General features: G+C 63.3%; 12 protein-coding genes. 3 read left to right on the forward strand and 9 right to left on the reverse strand.

The genetic code is table 11. The features are described from left to right. Window positions 1–20: 20 nt before the first annotated feature. Window positions 21–2,240, reverse strand: coding sequence for a TonB-dependent receptor (locus HN018_RS18225; RefSeq protein ID WP_171835329.1), 2,220 nt, complete (start codon window positions 2,238–2,240; stop codon window positions 21–23). A 403-nt stretch (window positions 2,241–2,643) separates the two neighbouring features. Beyond that, the gene (locus HN018_RS18230; protein WP_171835330.1) at window positions 2,644–2,862 is read right to left on the reverse strand and encodes a hypothetical protein; all 219 of its coding nucleotides are present in this window, start codon (window positions 2,860–2,862) and stop codon (window positions 2,644–2,646) included. Between the two features lie 175 nt (window positions 2,863–3,037). Here HN018_RS18230 and HN018_RS18235 point away from each other — a divergent pair, with 175 nt between their 5' ends. Then, window positions 3,038–3,688, forward strand: a complete 651-nt coding sequence (locus HN018_RS18235) for a BON domain-containing protein (protein ID WP_171835331.1) — start codon at window positions 3,038–3,040, stop codon at window positions 3,686–3,688. A 65-nt stretch (window positions 3,689–3,753) separates the two neighbouring features. Here the strand turns inward: HN018_RS18235 and HN018_RS18240 are convergent, their stop codons facing one another. The 3 genes from HN018_RS18240 to HN018_RS18250 all read right to left on the reverse strand — a co-directional run bounded on the left by HN018_RS18240 (window position 3,754) and on the right by HN018_RS18250 (window position 6,801). Beyond that, window positions 3,754–4,788, reverse strand: coding sequence for a zinc-dependent alcohol dehydrogenase (locus tag HN018_RS18240; RefSeq protein WP_171835332.1), 1,035 nt, complete (start codon window positions 4,786–4,788; stop codon window positions 3,754–3,756). A gap of 127 nt (window positions 4,789–4,915) precedes the next feature. Next, window positions 4,916–5,494 carry a polysaccharide biosynthesis/export family protein gene (locus HN018_RS18245; RefSeq protein WP_171835333.1) on the reverse strand — a complete coding sequence of 193 codons (579 nt, stop codon included), beginning with the start codon at window positions 5,492–5,494 and terminating at the stop codon, window positions 4,916–4,918. A gap of 35 nt (window positions 5,495–5,529) precedes the next feature. After that, the gene (locus tag HN018_RS18250) at window positions 5,530–6,801 is read right to left on the reverse strand and encodes an outer membrane beta-barrel protein (protein WP_239478806.1); all 1,272 of its coding nucleotides are present in this window, start codon (window positions 6,799–6,801) and stop codon (window positions 5,530–5,532) included. Between the two features lie 308 nt (window positions 6,802–7,109). On the opposite strand from HN018_RS18250, the gene HN018_RS18255 reads away from it, so the two are divergent. After that, the gene (locus HN018_RS18255) at window positions 7,110–7,520 is read left to right on the forward strand and encodes a hypothetical protein (RefSeq protein ID WP_171835335.1); all 411 of its coding nucleotides are present in this window, start codon (window positions 7,110–7,112) and stop codon (window positions 7,518–7,520) included. Here the strand turns inward: HN018_RS18255 and HN018_RS18260 are convergent. From HN018_RS18260 to HN018_RS18275, 4 genes are read right to left on the reverse strand one after another with little or no spacing between them, the layout of a single operon-like run. Further along, window positions 7,458–8,663, reverse strand: a complete 1,206-nt coding sequence (locus HN018_RS18260; protein WP_171835336.1) for an acyltransferase family protein — start codon at window positions 8,661–8,663, stop codon at window positions 7,458–7,460. The two genes, HN018_RS18255 and HN018_RS18260, sit on opposite strands and share 63 nt — an antisense overlap. Continuing rightward, complete coding sequence (locus HN018_RS18265) at window positions 8,660–13,279, reverse strand: phage head spike fiber domain-containing protein (RefSeq protein WP_172443492.1); 4,620 nt, start codon at window positions 13,277–13,279, stop codon at window positions 8,660–8,662. Before HN018_RS18265 ends, HN018_RS18260 begins: the two co-directional genes overlap by 4 nt. A 3-nt stretch (window positions 13,280–13,282) precedes the next feature. Next, on the reverse strand, window positions 13,283–14,692 hold the full coding sequence (locus HN018_RS18270; RefSeq protein ID WP_171835184.1) for a glycosyltransferase family 87 protein: 1,410 nt from the start codon (window positions 14,690–14,692) through the stop codon (window positions 13,283–13,285). Window positions 14,693–14,719: 27 nt separating this feature from the next. Then, entirely contained in the window at window positions 14,720–16,210 is a 1,491-nt protein-coding gene (locus HN018_RS18275) for a UbiA family prenyltransferase (protein ID WP_239478810.1), read from the reverse strand. Window positions 16,211–16,318: 108 nt separating this feature from the next. On the opposite strand from HN018_RS18275, the gene HN018_RS18280 reads away from it, so the two are divergent. Then, window positions 16,319–16,690, forward strand: a complete 372-nt coding sequence (locus HN018_RS18280; protein WP_171835183.1) for a DMT family transporter — start codon at window positions 16,319–16,321, stop codon at window positions 16,688–16,690. Window positions 16,691–16,735 lie beyond the last annotated feature (45 nt).

A 16,735-nucleotide genomic window follows, 5' to 3' on the forward strand; every position in this document is an offset into this window, starting at 1 on the left:
TAGACTGCGAAGACCGGGCGTCACAGTACGGAGGACACGCTGAAGAATATGCCGCGTCCGGGATTGACCCAGTAGAGCGGCGCGCCGTTGCCGGCTGCAGCACCTGCGTAGCCGATCAGGCTGGTATTGTTGAACAGGTTGGTGACCTGCACACCGAGATCGAGATGACGCGCATTCTGCAGCGGCAGCAGGTAGTGCACCGCCAGATCTGTGGTGTCGTAGGACTTGATCGGCACCTTGTTCACGAGCCCGGTATCGGAGCCCCATTGCGGTCCGACGTCCTTAATCAGCAGCGATGCATCGATCCGATCGTCATGCAGCAGCGCGCTGTGACGGTCGAACAGCACGCCGGCCACCGCCGTCCGTCGTGGCGCCTGCGCGATGGAGGCGCCGTTATGGTAGTTGGCATGGTTCAGCGAGCCGTTCCCATAGAGCGCCAGACCCTGGCCCAACTGCACGGTCGCCTCGACCTCGACACCCTTGAAGGTGGCGTTACCCTGGTTGGTATAGAGCGTATTGCGGCCGATGACGGTGCTGGCGATATAGTTCTGGTATTGCAGATCGTACAGATCGACATCGGCACTCAGCCAGCCGCGCTGATACACCGTGCCGATCTGGTAATTGTTGGTCGTCGACGGCTGCACGCTGTTCACGATCTGCGCGTAGAATATGTTCAGCGGTGGCGTCAGGAAGCCTTTCGCTGCTTGCGCGAATACCGAAAGATGGCTGTTGACCCGATAGTTGGCATCGAACGACGGCAGCGCCTTGTTGTAGGTCGCGTGGTCATCCGCAGGTCCCTTCACGGTTCGCACCAGCGGACCGTGCAGCGAGCGCGTGACGGAGCTGTATTTGACGCCCGAGGTGATCGTCAGCTGCGCCAGCGGGTGCCAGGCAAATTCGATATAGGGCTGAACCGTGGTCAGGCGGTCGAAATACAAATACTGATAGGCGGAACCGGTTCGCGACGTCGTATAGGGGAGCTGGTTTCGGGTGAGCACGATGTTGGTCTTGTAGAGAGTATTGTCCTCGCTCTCGAACCAGAGGCCGGCACGCGCCTGGCCATACGGCGTATCCTTGGCGATCCGCAGGATATTTCCCCACGCCCGGTAGTCGTTCTGGGCGGAGGCACCGGGAACGTCGTTGTTGAGCTTCGTGGGAACACCCTGGAGATAATAGGTCTTGCCTGGGCCGGTGGTCAGGTTCGGCGTGCTCAGCGACGTGTCGCTGGTCTGCAGGCCGCGATGGTAGAAGGCGGTGGTGTAGGGTTGGTCCGAGACGGTCAGCCCATGCGCGAAGCGATGCTCGATCAGCAGGTATTCGAAGTCGGTGGTGTATGCATCCCTGTTGTAGGGGCCGTATGCCTGGGAATGCGGATCGTCGTTCAGCGAGAAGTTGCGGCCATAGGTGTCGATCAACGAGAGCGGCGTGCCGTATGGGGTGTGCGTGATCGCGTTGTCGAGATTGACGGCGGCCGTCAGTGTGGTGTCGTCACCGATCGGCTGGATGTATTTCGCGAACAGGTTGCGGCGCTCGTCCGACGTGCCGCTCAGCGCACCGCGGCTCTCGTTGCGCTGGATGTCGAGCAGGATGCGGCCACCCGATAATGCACCGCCAAGCTGCTGGCCGATCGTGCCGGTATCTACCTCGATGCCGTACAACTTCGTGCCGAAACTGCCGAAGGTCGCGTACGGGTTGATCGACGCCGTTGTCGACGGATCGCGCGAATGGATCTCGACGTCTCCGCCGAACGTCGCCGAACCGATGGTGGAAGCAGGACCGGGACCGCGATTGACCGTGATCGGCCCCAGATCATGGGCCACGAAATAGGCGGCCGGCTGCGGCGAGAGGTTGCCGGGCGAGCCAGGCACCTGGACGCCGTCGAACAGCACGCTGAACTGGGTGTATTGGAGGCCGCGTATGCTCTGGCCGAAATCCTGCTGCAGCCCAGGGCCGTTCGGGTCGATGTCCATGGCACTGGGCGTCAGACGGATAATGTCGTCGTAGTTCGAGGTCGCGGGCGTCTGCTCGGCGATGAAGCGCCCGCTGACCGTCGAGGTAGGCTCGGTTTCCGCCAGCGAGGCGGCCTGCGGCGCCTGCTGGGTCGCGACACCGGGAAAAGCCTGGCCCTTTACCTGGATCTGTTCGGCCTCAGACGTGGTTTGAGCCGCTGCGTGTTCGTAAGATTGCAGTGCCAGCAAAAGACTGATGGTACAACCGGTAAAAAGATGGGAACTGCGCAACTGTTTGTCTTTCTGACATCAAGCTGACGCCGCTTTGCCGGACAAGACATGGTTTGTCGTGTGACGTTCTGATGAAGCTGCGGATCGATGAGAAATTGGAGGGCGGCCCGCGCAAGCCTGGATGATGCTACCGGCGTGCACTGGCCTGGGTCGAAGCGATCCTCGTGGCTGTCGCTGGCCACAGGACCGGTCGTCGTGTGTCGTGCGACACGATGTTGTGTAACGCGGTCTTGGCAATATCGACGTCGATGTTGCGGGTGGGTTGCGCGGCCGAAGCGCTCGATGCGGCGGGCTGCACGGTTTGGCTGCACTCAACCCACAATGTTCAAATACCGGGTTGGCACCCGGTTCGGTCGTAAGGACCGCCGACCCGTGCTTCTTTGCGTAGCCTGAGCCGGCGCTGCTATCGGGCCGAGGCTTTGGGTATCCTGTGGCCGCCGGTCGGATCTGTCCCGACAGCCACGGCGTCGGCCGGCGGGAGCGTCACGATCCGGAACCCGGCTGTTGCCAGCGCCTTGACGACGTCATCGGCGACATCTTCGAAAGTGGCGTCCCGATACTCGAAGTCGGCCAGGGCGGTCGCGATGATGCCCCTTGCGGTTACCAACCCTTGCTTGCCCATGAACAACCTCCCGCCACGCCACATCGACCGTGGAAATTCATACTCGGCCGGTTGCGGCCAAAATGGCTTGATCCAGATCAAGACGGCCCATGCCGGGTGCGACCATGCTGTCCTTGGTTGAAGTGCATGGCTGCTTCGAGCGGTGCAGTTTTCGATCGGCACTCCGGGAGGCATCATGTCCAGCGACAGGAAATTGCAACAGGCGGTTCTTGCGGAACTGATCTGGGAGCCGAGCGTCACCGCCGGCCATATCGGCGTCACCGCGGATGCGGGCGTCGTCACCTTGACCGGTCGTGTCGAGACCTACGCCCAGAAGCACGCCGCCGAGACATCGGCGCGCAGCGTGAGCGGCGTCAAGGCCGTGGCGGACGAGATCGAGGTGAAGCTGCCGTTCGATGCAAGCCGTACCGACGAGGATATCGCGTCGGCGGTGCTCGAGCGCTTCGCGTGGAACGTTTCCGTGCCTCAGGACCGGGTCAAGGCGACGGTCGAGCACGGGTGGCTCACCCTGACCGGCGAGGTCGACTTCTTCTTCCAGAAGAAAGCGGCGGCCGAGGACGTACGCAGTCTGCACGGCGTCGTGGGCGTCAGCAACCAGATCACCATCAAGCCGAGGGTCGACACGTTGAACCTCGGCGACGACATCATGCACGCCCTGCACCGCTCCTGGTTCTTCGATCCGCAGACGGTCCAGGTCAGCGCGGAAGGCGGCAAGGTCAAACTCACCGGAACGGTGCATACGCCGCATGAACGTCAGGTGGCGGCCGCCACGGCATGGGCGGCACCCGGAGCGACCGGGGTAGAGAACAACATCTCCATCCAGTAACGGGTCGGCCAGAGCCGGGACCGCAAGGTCCCGGTCGGTGCTGCTCGCGGCCCCGGTGGCGCTGGTCAGCGATCGGAGAACTCGAGGACCACGCGCGCCGCCACGTCGCCCCGTTCGAGGCGCTCGAAAACCCGGTTGATTGCCGAGAGCGGCTGCAGCTCGACATGCGCCCTGACCTTGCCCTGGGCCGCGAACTGCAATGCCTCGGCCATATCCTGGCGGGTGCCGACGAACGAGCCGCGGACGGTGATGCAGTTCGCCACCACGTCGAACAACGGCAGCGGGAACTCGCCGGGCGGCAACCCGACCAGCACGCAGGTGCCGAGCTTGCGTGTCATGCCGACCCCCTGGCGGATGGCGGTCAGCGACGGGGCGGTGACCAGCACACCATGCGCACCGCCGCCGATATGCTGCCGGAGGATGGAAGCCGGGTCGCCGGTCTTCGCATTGATCGTGAGGTCGGCGCCAAGCCCTGTCGCCTGGTCGAGCTTGCCATCGTCGATGTCGACGGCACACACGTTCAGCCCCATCGCCTTGGCATACTGGATCGCCAGATGGCCCAGGCCGCCGGCGCCGGAAATCACGATCCATTCGCCCGGTTTGGCCTCGGTCTCCTTGATGCCTTTGTAGGTGGTGATGCCGGCACAGATGATCGGCGCAGCATCGATGGCGGATAGCCCGTCCGGAATGTGGGCGACATAGTCCGGATCGGCCAGGATATACTCCGCGAAGCCGCCGTTCCTGGTATAGCCGCCGAACTGCGCCTCGGCACACACGGTCTCCCACGCCTTGAGGCAGTATTCGCAATGGCCGCAGGCCGAATAGAGCCATGGCACGCCAACGCGATCGCCCAGCCTGACATTGGCGACGCCGGAACCGAGCGCCACGACACGACCGATGCCCTCGTGACCCGGGATGAACGGCGGCGTCGGCTTGAGCGGCCAGTCGCCGCGTGCCGCATGCAGGTCAGTGTGGCAAACGCCGCAGGCTTCCGTCTTGACCAGGATCTGCCCCGGCCCGGGTGACGGGATCTCGCACGCCCGGAGCACCAGCGGCTCGCCAAACCGTTCGACGAACGCGGCCTGCATCCTGTTTGTCATGAACCACTCCTGTCTGGATCGACGCGCGCGCGACGCCTGAGGCGTTATCCCTCGACGTCCGTCAGCCTACGTTGATCCAGATCAAGCCACCTGTTCCTCCTGCCGGAACGCGACCGTCGGAACATCTCTAGAAATGGCGCTCGTAGATCTTGATGACGTCGCCGGGCTTCACGTAGCTCTGTGGCAACAGCCGGCCGATCGTCACATGCTCGCCGTCATGGCGTTCGACGTAGGCATAATCCTCGACCGCACGGTAGGTGTAGCCACCGGCCAGTGCGACCGCCATCAGCAGGGTCATCGAGGGCTGGTAGGCGTACTGGCTCGGCTTCACCACCTCGCCGAGGATCGCCAGCGGCCGGTAGGCGGACACCTCGACCGACACGTTCGGATGACGAAGCAGGTGTTTCTTTTCCAGTTCCGCCGCCATCTCGGCCGCGAATTCGGCTGTCGTCAGGCCCTGTGCCTGGAGATCGCCGAGAAGCGGCACAGTGACCGTGCCGTGCTCATTGACCGCGAAATCGGTGCTGAGCTGATCCTGCCCGTAGGTGATGACCCGGATCTGGTCTTCCACGCCCAACTGGTAGTTATGCGGATCGTAGGGCGGAAGCAGCGGCAGACTGGCGCCTTGCGAGCATGCGCCGAGCGTGACGAGGACCAGCGTCGCCAGCGACGCCTGCCTGATCCGAGTGTTCGAGGAACGAGCCATCTGCATCCTTATCGGGAAAATCGGGGTCAGGTCGGTCAAAACGCGAAGTGCAGGCCGACGAGGAACTCATTGGTGGTAAGGCTATCGGTCAACACGCTGTTCTGGGTGGAGAAGTCGTAGTTCGCGGTGATGGACAGCGACCGGTTCAGCAGCCATTTCATGTTGAGGCCGACGCCATAGATCGTCTGGTTGGATTGCTGCTGGTTGAGCGGCGTGTTCTGCAACTCGATCGGCGTCGACGAGTAGTTGGCGTTCTGGATCTGTGTATAGGCGCCGAAGGTCAGGTTGCGGAGATAGGCGTGCTGCAGCGACAGGCGCGCGGAGGTGTAGGTGAAACCACCGACATTCTCGAAACCGCTATCCTCGATGCCGTTCTGGACCGCAAGCGAGATCGTGGTCAGCTGGGTCGGCAGCCAGCTGAGCTCGAGCTGCGCGATCGGCGAGTCTATATTTCCATAGACGTCGGAGCGGTAGCTGCGTCGCTGGTAGCCGACCAGCGCGCGAAGCCGTATCGGTCCGGACAATCCGAAATCGATGCCGGCCATGACCGCGCCGCCTAGCGAATCCCGGCCCGGCAGGCCGGCCAGTTTCTGCTGATAGGCGATGTCAGTGCCCTGTACGACCAGGAGCAGGGTTTCGCCCGGTGCCATTTCGTAACGACCAGCAACCGATCCGGTGAGCAGCGTACGATCGCGATACGCCTGGCTACCGATGCCGGTGTCGGATCCACCGCCGAACCGATACTGGGTGACGAGCAGTTCCGGGATCAGCGTCAGCCGGTTATGCAATGCGGACGAATAGCTGATGCCGGCACTGTCGACCTGGTAATGAACCGGCCTGATGCTCAGGAGTGCTCCGATATCGGTCGAGATCTGGTAGAGATCGAGATGGTTGTAGGACACGCCCAGCTTGTCCCGACCAAGATCGTAGACGCCGCCGGCGGTGGCGGTCCAGCTGGTCTGATCCTGGATACTACGTTCCGGATAATGGACGTCGATGACGGTCATTCCCGCGTGAAGCTGGTTGCGGGCCCAGTCTGATACGATCGACGCAGAACCTGCATCGATGAACACCGCACTTGCATGCCCGTTCGGCACCGCATCCGCGTTGCTGTCATAGCCGCCGGATGCCGAGATTTCCCCGTCGATCCGGGCGGTGCCCAAATGGATACCATAAGGCGCGTATTCGTCGAGGTCATGCGCGCGAACCTGGTCCGCGCCGGTCGTACCATAGGCGGCGCCGAGCGGAGGCAGATAGGTATCGATGACCTGTGCACGGGCTGCATCCGGTCGCAGGAGACCGGTCATGGCGATAACGACCACCATCGCAGGAAACGCGGACATTGATTTGTAAGCATCGGACAAGCAACACCATCCTAACCGCGATGCATTCGGCTTCGATCTCGAGAGTAGAGTTTGTTATCATATCGGATCGTTCATGAATAGCGCTCTATGGATATTCCTGGTCGATAGTTTTGCTCTGGCGCGACCGCACCACGGCTTGATAAACACGCAGGAGATAGTCGCAGCACCGGCCGATCGCCTGGCATGGCAGGGCGGAACATCCTGCAACAGCATGGAGAAAGCACATGTCGGAACCACGGGATGGAAACGGAATGAAATGTCTCCTACCGGGCCGTCTTGGCCTGATGGCCGGCCTCGTCGCGATCGGACTGGCTTCGGCAGCAGCCGCACCCGACGATCCGGTGGATAATCAAGCCGATGCGCCCGCGTCCGCGACGTCCGCGCCGCCGGGACGCGCTCTCTGGTGCGGAGTGACCGATCCGTTCTCCAATCGATACTTTGTCAGCGATGTCGCGATGGGTAGCGGCAGCGCCATGCATGTCTCCGCATATGGGAGCAGGTTCAGCCGGGCTGTCGGCCGGCGTCTCAACAAGGTGCTGCCGAGCCGCGCGTCGATATGCCGGTCCGCCCCCGACGAACATACGGCATCCGCCGCCCGGTCAGCGGCGATCCGGGCCGCCCGGGCCGCGCATGACGAGATCGTCGTTGTCGGCGTGTTCTAGGACGGGGACAATTTGGGGGTCCGGCAGCCGCATCTCTCCAATCGCGACGAACGCCGCATTGAGGACGCGTCTCACTGCCGGCTCCAGAACGTAGGCAATCAGCACCGCCACGATCTCGCACAGGCCGATCGCGGCAACCGCCGCCACGAGGTAGGGGCAGCCAAGCCCGATCAGCACGTCCCGCAAGAGTTCGCCAAGATCCTCATGGATCAGATAGAGCGGATAGGTGGACAGGCCGGCGACCCGGATGCAGCGCAGCAACGGCGCCGGCAGGCGTGCGATTCTGCCGCGCCATGCTGTGGAGGCCACGAGCACGGCGCAGGCGCCAAGCCAGATCAGGATCGGGACCAGCCACACCGTGCCAAGTTGGACCGGGGCCGGCATCAGCGCGACGAGCTCCGCCGACCGGCAGGCGATCTCCAGGGGCGCCATGGCAAGGGCCAGCGCCCAGCCGGCCGCTCCGCGACGGCTGAGTCGTCGCTCCGACCAGAGCCAGAGATAGATCCCGAACGCGAAGTAGATCCCGTGCCGGAGCAGCAGCACGTTGCGCCAGCCATAGCCGAACTCGAGCAGGGGCTGGTTGATGATGCCGGCAACCTGGCACGCATAGAAGCAGAGATAGAGCGCGCTGGCGATGCAGAGCACCGTGGTGAGTTTCTCGATGCGGTCGATTCGCCCGGCAAGCAGGATGCAGAAGACTGCGCCGTAGAACACGATCTCGATCGGCAGGGTCCAGTAGGCGGATGCGATGAATGGCCCGGTCGGTAACAGCATCAGGGACGCGCCGAGCCGTGCGAACAGGCCGATGCTCAATCCCGACAGTCCCCTGACATGAAACACCACGACCAGGAAGCTGATGATCGTGCATACCCAGGCCGCGGGATAGAGGCGGAGGATGCGGGATTTCACGAAGCGCATCGGGGTGGTGTTGCTGGCCGAGCGGGCGATGACAAAGCCGGACAGCACGAAGAATATCTCGACGCCGATCCAGCCGAACCACGAGATCGTCGACGTGCTCTTATTGAGCCAGGTCAGGTGGAACATCGCCACCAACACCGCTGCGGCAAAGCGCAGGATATCCGCGCCATAGATGTAGCCCGACCCGGCCTGGCGCTTTATCCTCATGTCGGAACCGGCCATCATGTGCTGAGGAAGATGCTGTGGCTCAGGTCGCCGGTGTAGTTGGCCAGCGTGACCTCAAGGCTTGTTCCGAAGGACGAGAGATTGATGACCGTCTGACCGCCGGTCTGGGTGTAGTGGCCGCTGAGCGAGGCCGCGCCGGTCAGACCCTTGATATGATCCCAGACCAGCATGTCTCCCTGCGACGGCAGGAAATCCAGGATGCTCACAATTCCGGCGATGGCGCTGATGTCGAACTGGTCGGCGCCGGGGCCGCCGATCAGCGTGTCGTTGCCACCGCCGCCCATCAGCACGTCGTTGCCGGCGCCGCCATTGATGATGTTGTTGCGGGTGTCGCCGATCAGCAGGTCGTTGCCGCTGCCGCCAACGATGTTGACGGTGGCGGACGAGATCGTATTCACGGTTCCGCCGGGCGTCCCGGCCCGGATCGGCTGCTGCGCCAGGATCGCGGCAAAGAAGTTCTGCGCCATCAGGCCGTAGCCGACATCGTTCGGGTGGGTCCCGTCGAAAATCAGGTCATCCGTGGTGATGTTGCTCATGTCGACCAGCACGACCTTGTCGCCGGCGGCCTGCTCCTGCTTCACCATCGTCGCGATCGCGGTGTTGAGTGACGATTCCGTGGTGGTGGAAACCGCGGTCAGGGGCGTCACCGTGCCGATATAGATCTGGGTCGCGGCGTTGGCAGCGCTGATCTTGTCGATCATGCTGGTGAGGTTGGCGATCGTGGTTGCCTGGGCGATACCCTGCAGGAGGTCGTTCGCACCGGCCTCGAGCAGCACGGCCCCGGGTTGCTGGACCGCGAGCAGGTCGGGCAGCTTCGCCAACAGTTGGGCGGTGGTGAAGCCCGGATATCCGGCATTGTCGCCGTCCGGCAGGGTCGCCGGGCCATCGACCTGGTCGCCGACGAAGTTGACCAGCGCCTGGTCCGTCACGAAACTCTGCCATAACGGCCCGCGGTAGCCCTGGTCGGTCGTGATGCCCTGCACCGACCAGTCGGCGGCGATCCAGCCATGCGTGATTGAATCCCCGAATGGCATGATCTTCAGCGGTACGGTCCACTGGCCGGTCGCAAGGTTCGCGACGACGCCGGCCGTGGTCGATTGCAGGTTCAGGGCCGGGCCAGCCTGGCCGGCATCGGTCCCGGTCACGGCGACGTCCAAGGTCGATCCGGGCGTCACCACGCTGCTGGTCGCGCTGGTAATGCTGACCGCGGCGCCGGTGGTGGCGACATAGGCGTCCGGAGTGGCTCCTGGATTGAGTTCTGCGCCCCAGAACTCGAAGCTTCCGGTCGTTGACTGGGTAGCGCTGTGCATGAGCGCCACGTTCGACGCGCCGTTGGCATCGCCGACGATCACCCAGCTCAGGCGTTGCCAGGCGGTCGTCGCGACCGCCGCCTGGGTGTAGCTGAGGTTCGGGGCTGCGCTGTAATAGTTGAAGGCGAAGTTCGCGTTGCCGCTGATCAGCCTGACCCAGACGCTGAAGGTGTATTGGCCCGAAACAATGCTGAGATAGGCGATCCCTGAGCTCGCACTGGTCAGGGTTACGATGTCCGCAGTGGCGGCACCGCCGTTCGGGCCCGGGTCTACATTGGCGGTGATGGAAGGCGTGGTTCCTCCGGACTGAGCAAACCTGGTCCACACTGCATTGTCGAAGGCTTCTGACTGGGTAATGAGGTTCTGGTTGACGACGGTCCCGGTCACGGTGTGTACGCGTCCGTCGGACACCGTATAGACGAAAACATCGTGCTCGATCTCGCCGCCGACCAGGGCCTGCTCCAGCAGCCCGCTGTTCAGCGTGTAGGTGTATTGGCCGTTCGCCTGCACGACCATGGTTCCATAGATGCCGACGATGGTCGTGCTGCCGCTGATGGTCTGGCTGTTGACCGTGGAGACCGACAGGACGATCCCGGTCGCGTCGGTGTCGTTGGAGAGCAGTCCGCCGGTGGCCGGAACCTGGCTTCCGACGGCAATGCTGGCGGTGTCCGGATTGGCGACCGGCACCGTACCGGTGACGGTTACCGAGAGCGTGGAGGTGACCACGATCGGCGTGGTCACGGTTGCGGTGGTGTTGATGGCGGTGCCGGTGGTGGCGACGTAGGTCAGCGGAGCAGCGCCCGCGTTCAACTGCGCGCCCCAGAACTCGAAGGTCCCGGCGGTGCCCTGGCCAGCCCCGAGCATCAGCGCCACGTTGGACCCGGCATTGCCGCCGCCGGTGAAGGTCCAGCTCAGGCGCTGCCAGAGGCTGGTCGCGGTGGCGGTCTGCAGGCCGTCGGCACCGCTGGCGCCGTTATAGTAGTTGAAGCTGAACGCGCCGCTGCCGCTGACCAGGCGGACATAGACGCTGAAGGTGTATTGCCCGGATACATTGGTTGTCGTGTAAAGGCCGGAGCTGGCGCTCGACAGGGTCACCGTGTCGGCGGTGCTGGCCGCACCGGTCGGGCCGGGATCGGTGTTGGCGACGATAACAGGTGCCGTACCGGAACCGCTGAAGCTGCTCCAGTTCGCAGCATTGAACGCTTCGGACTGGGTGATGAAGTTCTGCTGCAGCTGGCTCGATGTCTGGGTATAGGCCTGCCCATCGGAGATCGTGTAGGTGAACTTGTCGACCGCCAGTTGCTGGTTCGCCAGCGCGCGCACGTTCGCCTGGGTGTTGGCCAGCGTGTAGGTGTACTGGCCGTTCGCCTGGATCACCATGGTGCCGTAGACGCCGACGATGGTGGTCGCGCCGCCGATGGTGACGCCGTTGACCGCGGTCACCGACAATGCGAGCCCCGACGGGTCGGTATCGTTGGCCAGCACGTTGCCGGTCGTCGTCAGCGGGCCGTCCTCGGTGACGCCGGCCGCGTCGGCAACTGCAGTCGGCGGTGTGTTGGTCCCGGCCCCGATGACCGTAACGGATAGGGCCGCGCCGAAACCGGTGTCGTCGGTGCTGGTCGTTGTCGTGTTGATCGTGCTGCCCGTGGTTGCATTATAGGCGAGCGCCGTAGCGCCGGAGTTCAACTGCGCGCCCCAGAACTCGAAGGTTCCCGCCGTGCCCTGGCCGGCCGCAAGCATCAGCGCCACGTTGGACGAGGCGTTTCCGCTGCCGGTGAACGTCCAGCTGAGCCGCTGCCAGACACCGGTCGCGGTGGCCGTCTGCAGGCTGCTGACGTTGCTGGCGGCATTATAGTAGTTGAAGCTGAACGCCCCGCTGCCACTGATCAGGCGGGCATAGACGCTGAAGGTATATTGTCCGGAGACGCCGGTAGTTGTGTACAGGCCCGAGTTGGCGCTCGACAACGTCACCTTGTCGGCGGTACTCACAGTGCCGGACGGGCCGGGATCGGTGTTGGCGACAATGACCGGCGCGGTGCCTGAGTTTGCAAAGCTGGTCCAGCTCGAACTATCGAAAGCTTCGGACTGGGTGATCAGGTTCTGCTGAAGCTGGGTGATCGTCTGGGTATGGGTCCGTCCATCCGAGACCGTGTATGTGAATTGATCGGTCGCGGTCTGGCCGCTCGACAGGCCGAGCACGTTGGCCTGGCTGTTCGCCAGCGTGTAGGTGTACTGGCCGTTCGCAAGGATCACCAGCGTGCCGTAGATCCCGACGATGGTAGTCGTTCCGCTGATCGAGATGCCATTGACCGAAAGGATGGAAAGCGGAAGCCCGGCACCGTCGGTGTCGTTTCCCAACACGTTGCCGGTCGATGTCAGCGTGCCGTTCCTGGTGACCGATGCCATATCGGCGACCGCCACCGGCGCGCTGCCGCTGACGGTCACCGAGAGCGCGGAGGTGACCACGACCGGCGTGGTCACGGCTGCGGTGGTGTTGATGGAGGTGCCGGTGGTGGCGACGTAGGTCAGCGGAGCCGCACCCGCGTTCAGCTGCGCACCCCAGAACTCGAAGGTCCCGGCGGTGCCCTGGCCAGCCCCGAGCATCAGCGCCACGTTGGACCCGGCATTGCCGCCGCCGGTGAAGGTCCAGCTCAGGCGCTGCCAGAGGCTGGTCGCGGTGGCGGTCTGCAGGCCGTCGGCACCGCTGGCGCCGTTATAGTAGTTGAAGCTGAACGCGCCGCTGCCGCTGACCAGGCGGACATAGACGCTGAAGGTGTATTGCCCGGATACATTGGTTGTCGTGTAAAGGCCGGAGCTGGCGCTCGACAGGGTCACCGTGTCGGCGGTGCTGGCCGCACCGGTCGGGCCGGGATCGGTGTTGGCGACGATAACAGGTGCCGTACCGGAACCGCTGAAGCTGCTCCAGTTCGCAGCATTGAACGCTTCGGACTGGGTGATGAAGTTCTGCTGCAGCTGGCTCGATGTCTGGGTATAGGCCTGCCCATCGGAGATCGTGTAGGTGAACTTGTCGACCGCCAGTTGCTGGTTCGCCAGCGCGCGCACGTTCGCCTGGGTGTTGGCCAGCGTGTAGGTGTACTGGCCGTTCGCCTGGATCACCATGGTGCCGTAGACGCCGACGATGGTGGTCGCGCCGCCGATGGTGACGCCGTTGACCGCGGTCACCGACAATGCGAGCCCCGACGGGTCGGTATCGTTGGCCAGCACGTTGCCGGTCGTCGTCAGCGGGCCGTCCTCGGTAACGCCTGCGGCGTCGGCAACTGCAGTCGGCGGAGTCGTGCTCGCCATGGTCTAGATTTTAGCCGGCAAGCGCGCGGACTCGAAAACCGGGAGCGGCAAAGCGCGGGCAATAAAGGCCTGGCGCCGCTGCTCGGCGTTGACGGTCACGGCGATGATGGAGAGCCAGAGTACGCAGCCCAGGAAATAGGTCGATGTGCCGATCCGCTCATGGAATACCGTTACGGCCGGGACTACGCCGGTCGGGAACATGACTGGCAGGCTCACCAGCAGCGTCGCAACGAGGCAGGCCACCAGGGAAGCGGGCGATGTGCCGACGCCGGACGACCCCGCGGTGAAGCGACCGCCGATGAAGAAGGCAATCGGGATCAGCATCCAGGCATAGTAATGCGTCCAGGAGAGAGGGCTGGTCAGGAGTGCCAGGCAGATCACCAGCATGAACTCCAGGTCGACGGGATCGGGAGATGCCATCGACGGTTTCTTTCGCGGCGTTTGCATGGTGCGGAGGCAGACCAGCACCGTGGTCAGATAGAGCGCCACGGAAACCAGGGTGCAAACCAGGGTCTCGGCCCGGCTCAGGGGGAGAAGATGCCAGTCGAACAGCGCCGGCGCAGGCGTGCGCAGCCGCAGGACGAAGCTCTGGAGCGACTGCACATTGAACGAAGCCAAGGAATGGCCGCTGAACTGCCTGACCGCGACGTCGAACCACACCGCATGAAGGGCCAGCCCGAATACCACCAGCGACACCGAACCCGCCACCAGCAGGGTCATTCCGAAACCGGCCGCGGCGCTCCACTTCCGCCGGACGACGAAGTACAACCCGAACAGAAGCAGGGGCAGCTTCAACAGCGCGGCCGAGGCAAGCAGCGAGCCGGCGAGGCCATGACGGCCGCGACGAATCAGCACCAGGCCACCGATCAGGCAAGCCAGCACGATGTGGCTCGTGTTGCCTTCCTTCACGCTGTAGAGAAGCGGCCCATTCATGGCGAACAGCAGGATAAACAGGTGGCTGCGCCAACCTGTGAGCCCGGCAATCCGGATCAGCAGCATGCAGGACAGTATGAGTCCGACGATCCCGCACAGCAGAAACACACCTGCGGATAACACGACCGGGAGCAGTGCGAATGGCGTGAACAGCCAGGCGACGATCGGAATATTGACGAACCCCGTAACCCCTTTCTCGATCAGGGGTCGCAGCGACTGGCCATGGATGACCATCGAACCGGCGGGATAATAGGCGATGCGGTAGTCGGCGAACACGAGGTGCGGCTCGCTGACGAACAGGATCGCCATCGACAGCACCAATGCCGCCAGGACGACGACGACCCAGACCGGCTGGACGTCCTCGAGGATGCTCCGGACCGCGCGAAAGCCTGATCCGGACCGCCTCACCACGCGACCGGCCAAGGATAGATCCTCGCACAGAGCCGGATCGCGCAGGTCGGCTCGGACCGGCTTGTGCATGACCGACCTATCATGCGCCGCGCGCGGTCAAAGATAGGCCGCGACGAGAATGGTAAAGCAGGTTCCGAGCGTCAGCAGGCTGACCCGGTCGCGCACAGCGAAGATGATCGGATCCTCGGTGACGAACCTGCGATGGGTCATCAGCATCATCCGTCCGGTCCAGTACATGATCACCGGGCACATCAGCCAGAGAACCCTCGGCTCGCGGTAGAGAACGTGCACCGCCGGCGACGAGATATACAGGGCGAGCACGGTGACCGCGTTGAAGCCGCACACGGTGGCCATGGTCGCCACGATCTGCAGGTCGCCGATCTTGTAGTTCCGGTTGGTCGGATCCGACAGCCCGAGATCCAGGCGAACCGCAAGCTCGGCATAACGCTTGATCAGAGCGAGGGACATAAAGATGAACATCGAGAAGCCGAGCAGCCACTCCGAGAGGACGACGTCGATCGCCACGCCGCCGGCAATCACGCGGATCGAATACAGCGCGGCGAGCGTGACGACATCGACCAGCATCTTGCGCTTCAGCACGAACGAATAGGCCGTGGTCAAAGCGTAGTAGCCGCAGAGCACGGCAAAGAACGCAGGCGAGACGAACCATCCGATCGCCATCGATGTCGCCAGCAGGACCGGCATCAGCGCCACCGCCTGGCCGAGCGGGATCGCGCCACAGGCCAGCGGTCGGAGATGCTTGGTCGTGTGGCTTCGGTCGGAGCGGAGATCGACGAGATCGTTCAGCAGGTAGACGCTCGACGCGCAGAGCGAGAACGCGACAATGCCGAGCAGGGCGTGGACAAGTGCCGTCAGCTGGAACAGGTGCGCAGTCATCAGCGGCACCAGCAACAGGCCGTTCTTGACGTATTGATGGACGCGAAGAAGACGAAGCCATGATTTTAGGGTCGGCGTGCGCTCCGGCAGATGGACGGCGTGCGAATGCATCTTGTCGAGCGCATGCCGCGTGCGCGCCGAGGTCCTGACGGCGATCGCCGAGGCGGCAACCTGCCACACATCGAGATCGGCCTTGTCGTTACCGATATAGTCGAAGCCGTGCGCGCCGAACTTCTCGACCAGCAGGTCCGCCTTGCGACGTCCCGACAGGTTCCGCTCGCTGTCCGATCCCATCCAGCCGTCGAACAGGCCGAGATGATCCGCGACGGACTTCACCAGCTGCTCGTTGGAGGCGGATGCGAGATAGACAGGCCGGCCAGCCTGCCTCGCCTCTTCGATGATCGATATCACAGCGGGATCGTAGGGAAGGAACTCCGGATCGAAGCTGCTGATCGAGGCGAGTCTCGCCTTCAACGCAGCCTTGCCGTGGCCCAGGGCGCCGATCGCGCCGATCGCCTGCAGCGGATGCTGTCCGGCTGCATCGAAGAATGTCTCGAGCAGGAGGTCGGACTTGATGAGCGTGCCATCGAGGTCGACGACCAGCGGTGTTGCAATGACGGATACATCACGAAGTAAAACGGAAGTCGGAGCGCTGGTTACTGAGACCTCCTGGAACGGCATTGCGATCATATTGACACGCTGTTCCGACGGCTCAATCACTCATAAGGATTAACTAAATCTACGAGCAGACATCATTCTGACTTTGCAATATAGTTGGCTCTCAGGAACGAGATTGACATGAAAACTACCACTTTTGGATTAATACTATTCAGCGTGACCTTGTCGGCACTGGCGCAGGTGAGCTTCAAGCTCGGCGTCTCTGGCCGGACGGGGCAAACGGTGCCGGACGGCCAATCGCTGCTGGCATCCTTTCTCGCGATGGCAACGCCGGGCGTGATCGGCGGCCTGGTTCTCTATGGGTTCGGCACGCTGCTGTGGCTGCAGGTTCTCGCACGCACCAGTCTGTCGCAGGCCTATCCGTTCGTCGGTCTCGGCTTCGTGCTGACCTCGCTGTTCGGTGTCTTCCTGTTCGGCGAGACCGTCACGCCGCTGCGCGGCAGCGGGATCCTGCTGGTCACGATGGGGATCTACGCCATCGCGCGAAGCTAAAAGGGACTACGCCGTCCACTCTCCGGTCATAGCGTCGCCTGCCCC

It is taken from the genome of Lichenicola cladoniae, from assembly GCF_013201075.1.
Taxonomy (GTDB): domain Bacteria; phylum Pseudomonadota; class Alphaproteobacteria; order Acetobacterales; family Acetobacteraceae; genus Lichenicola; species Lichenicola cladoniae.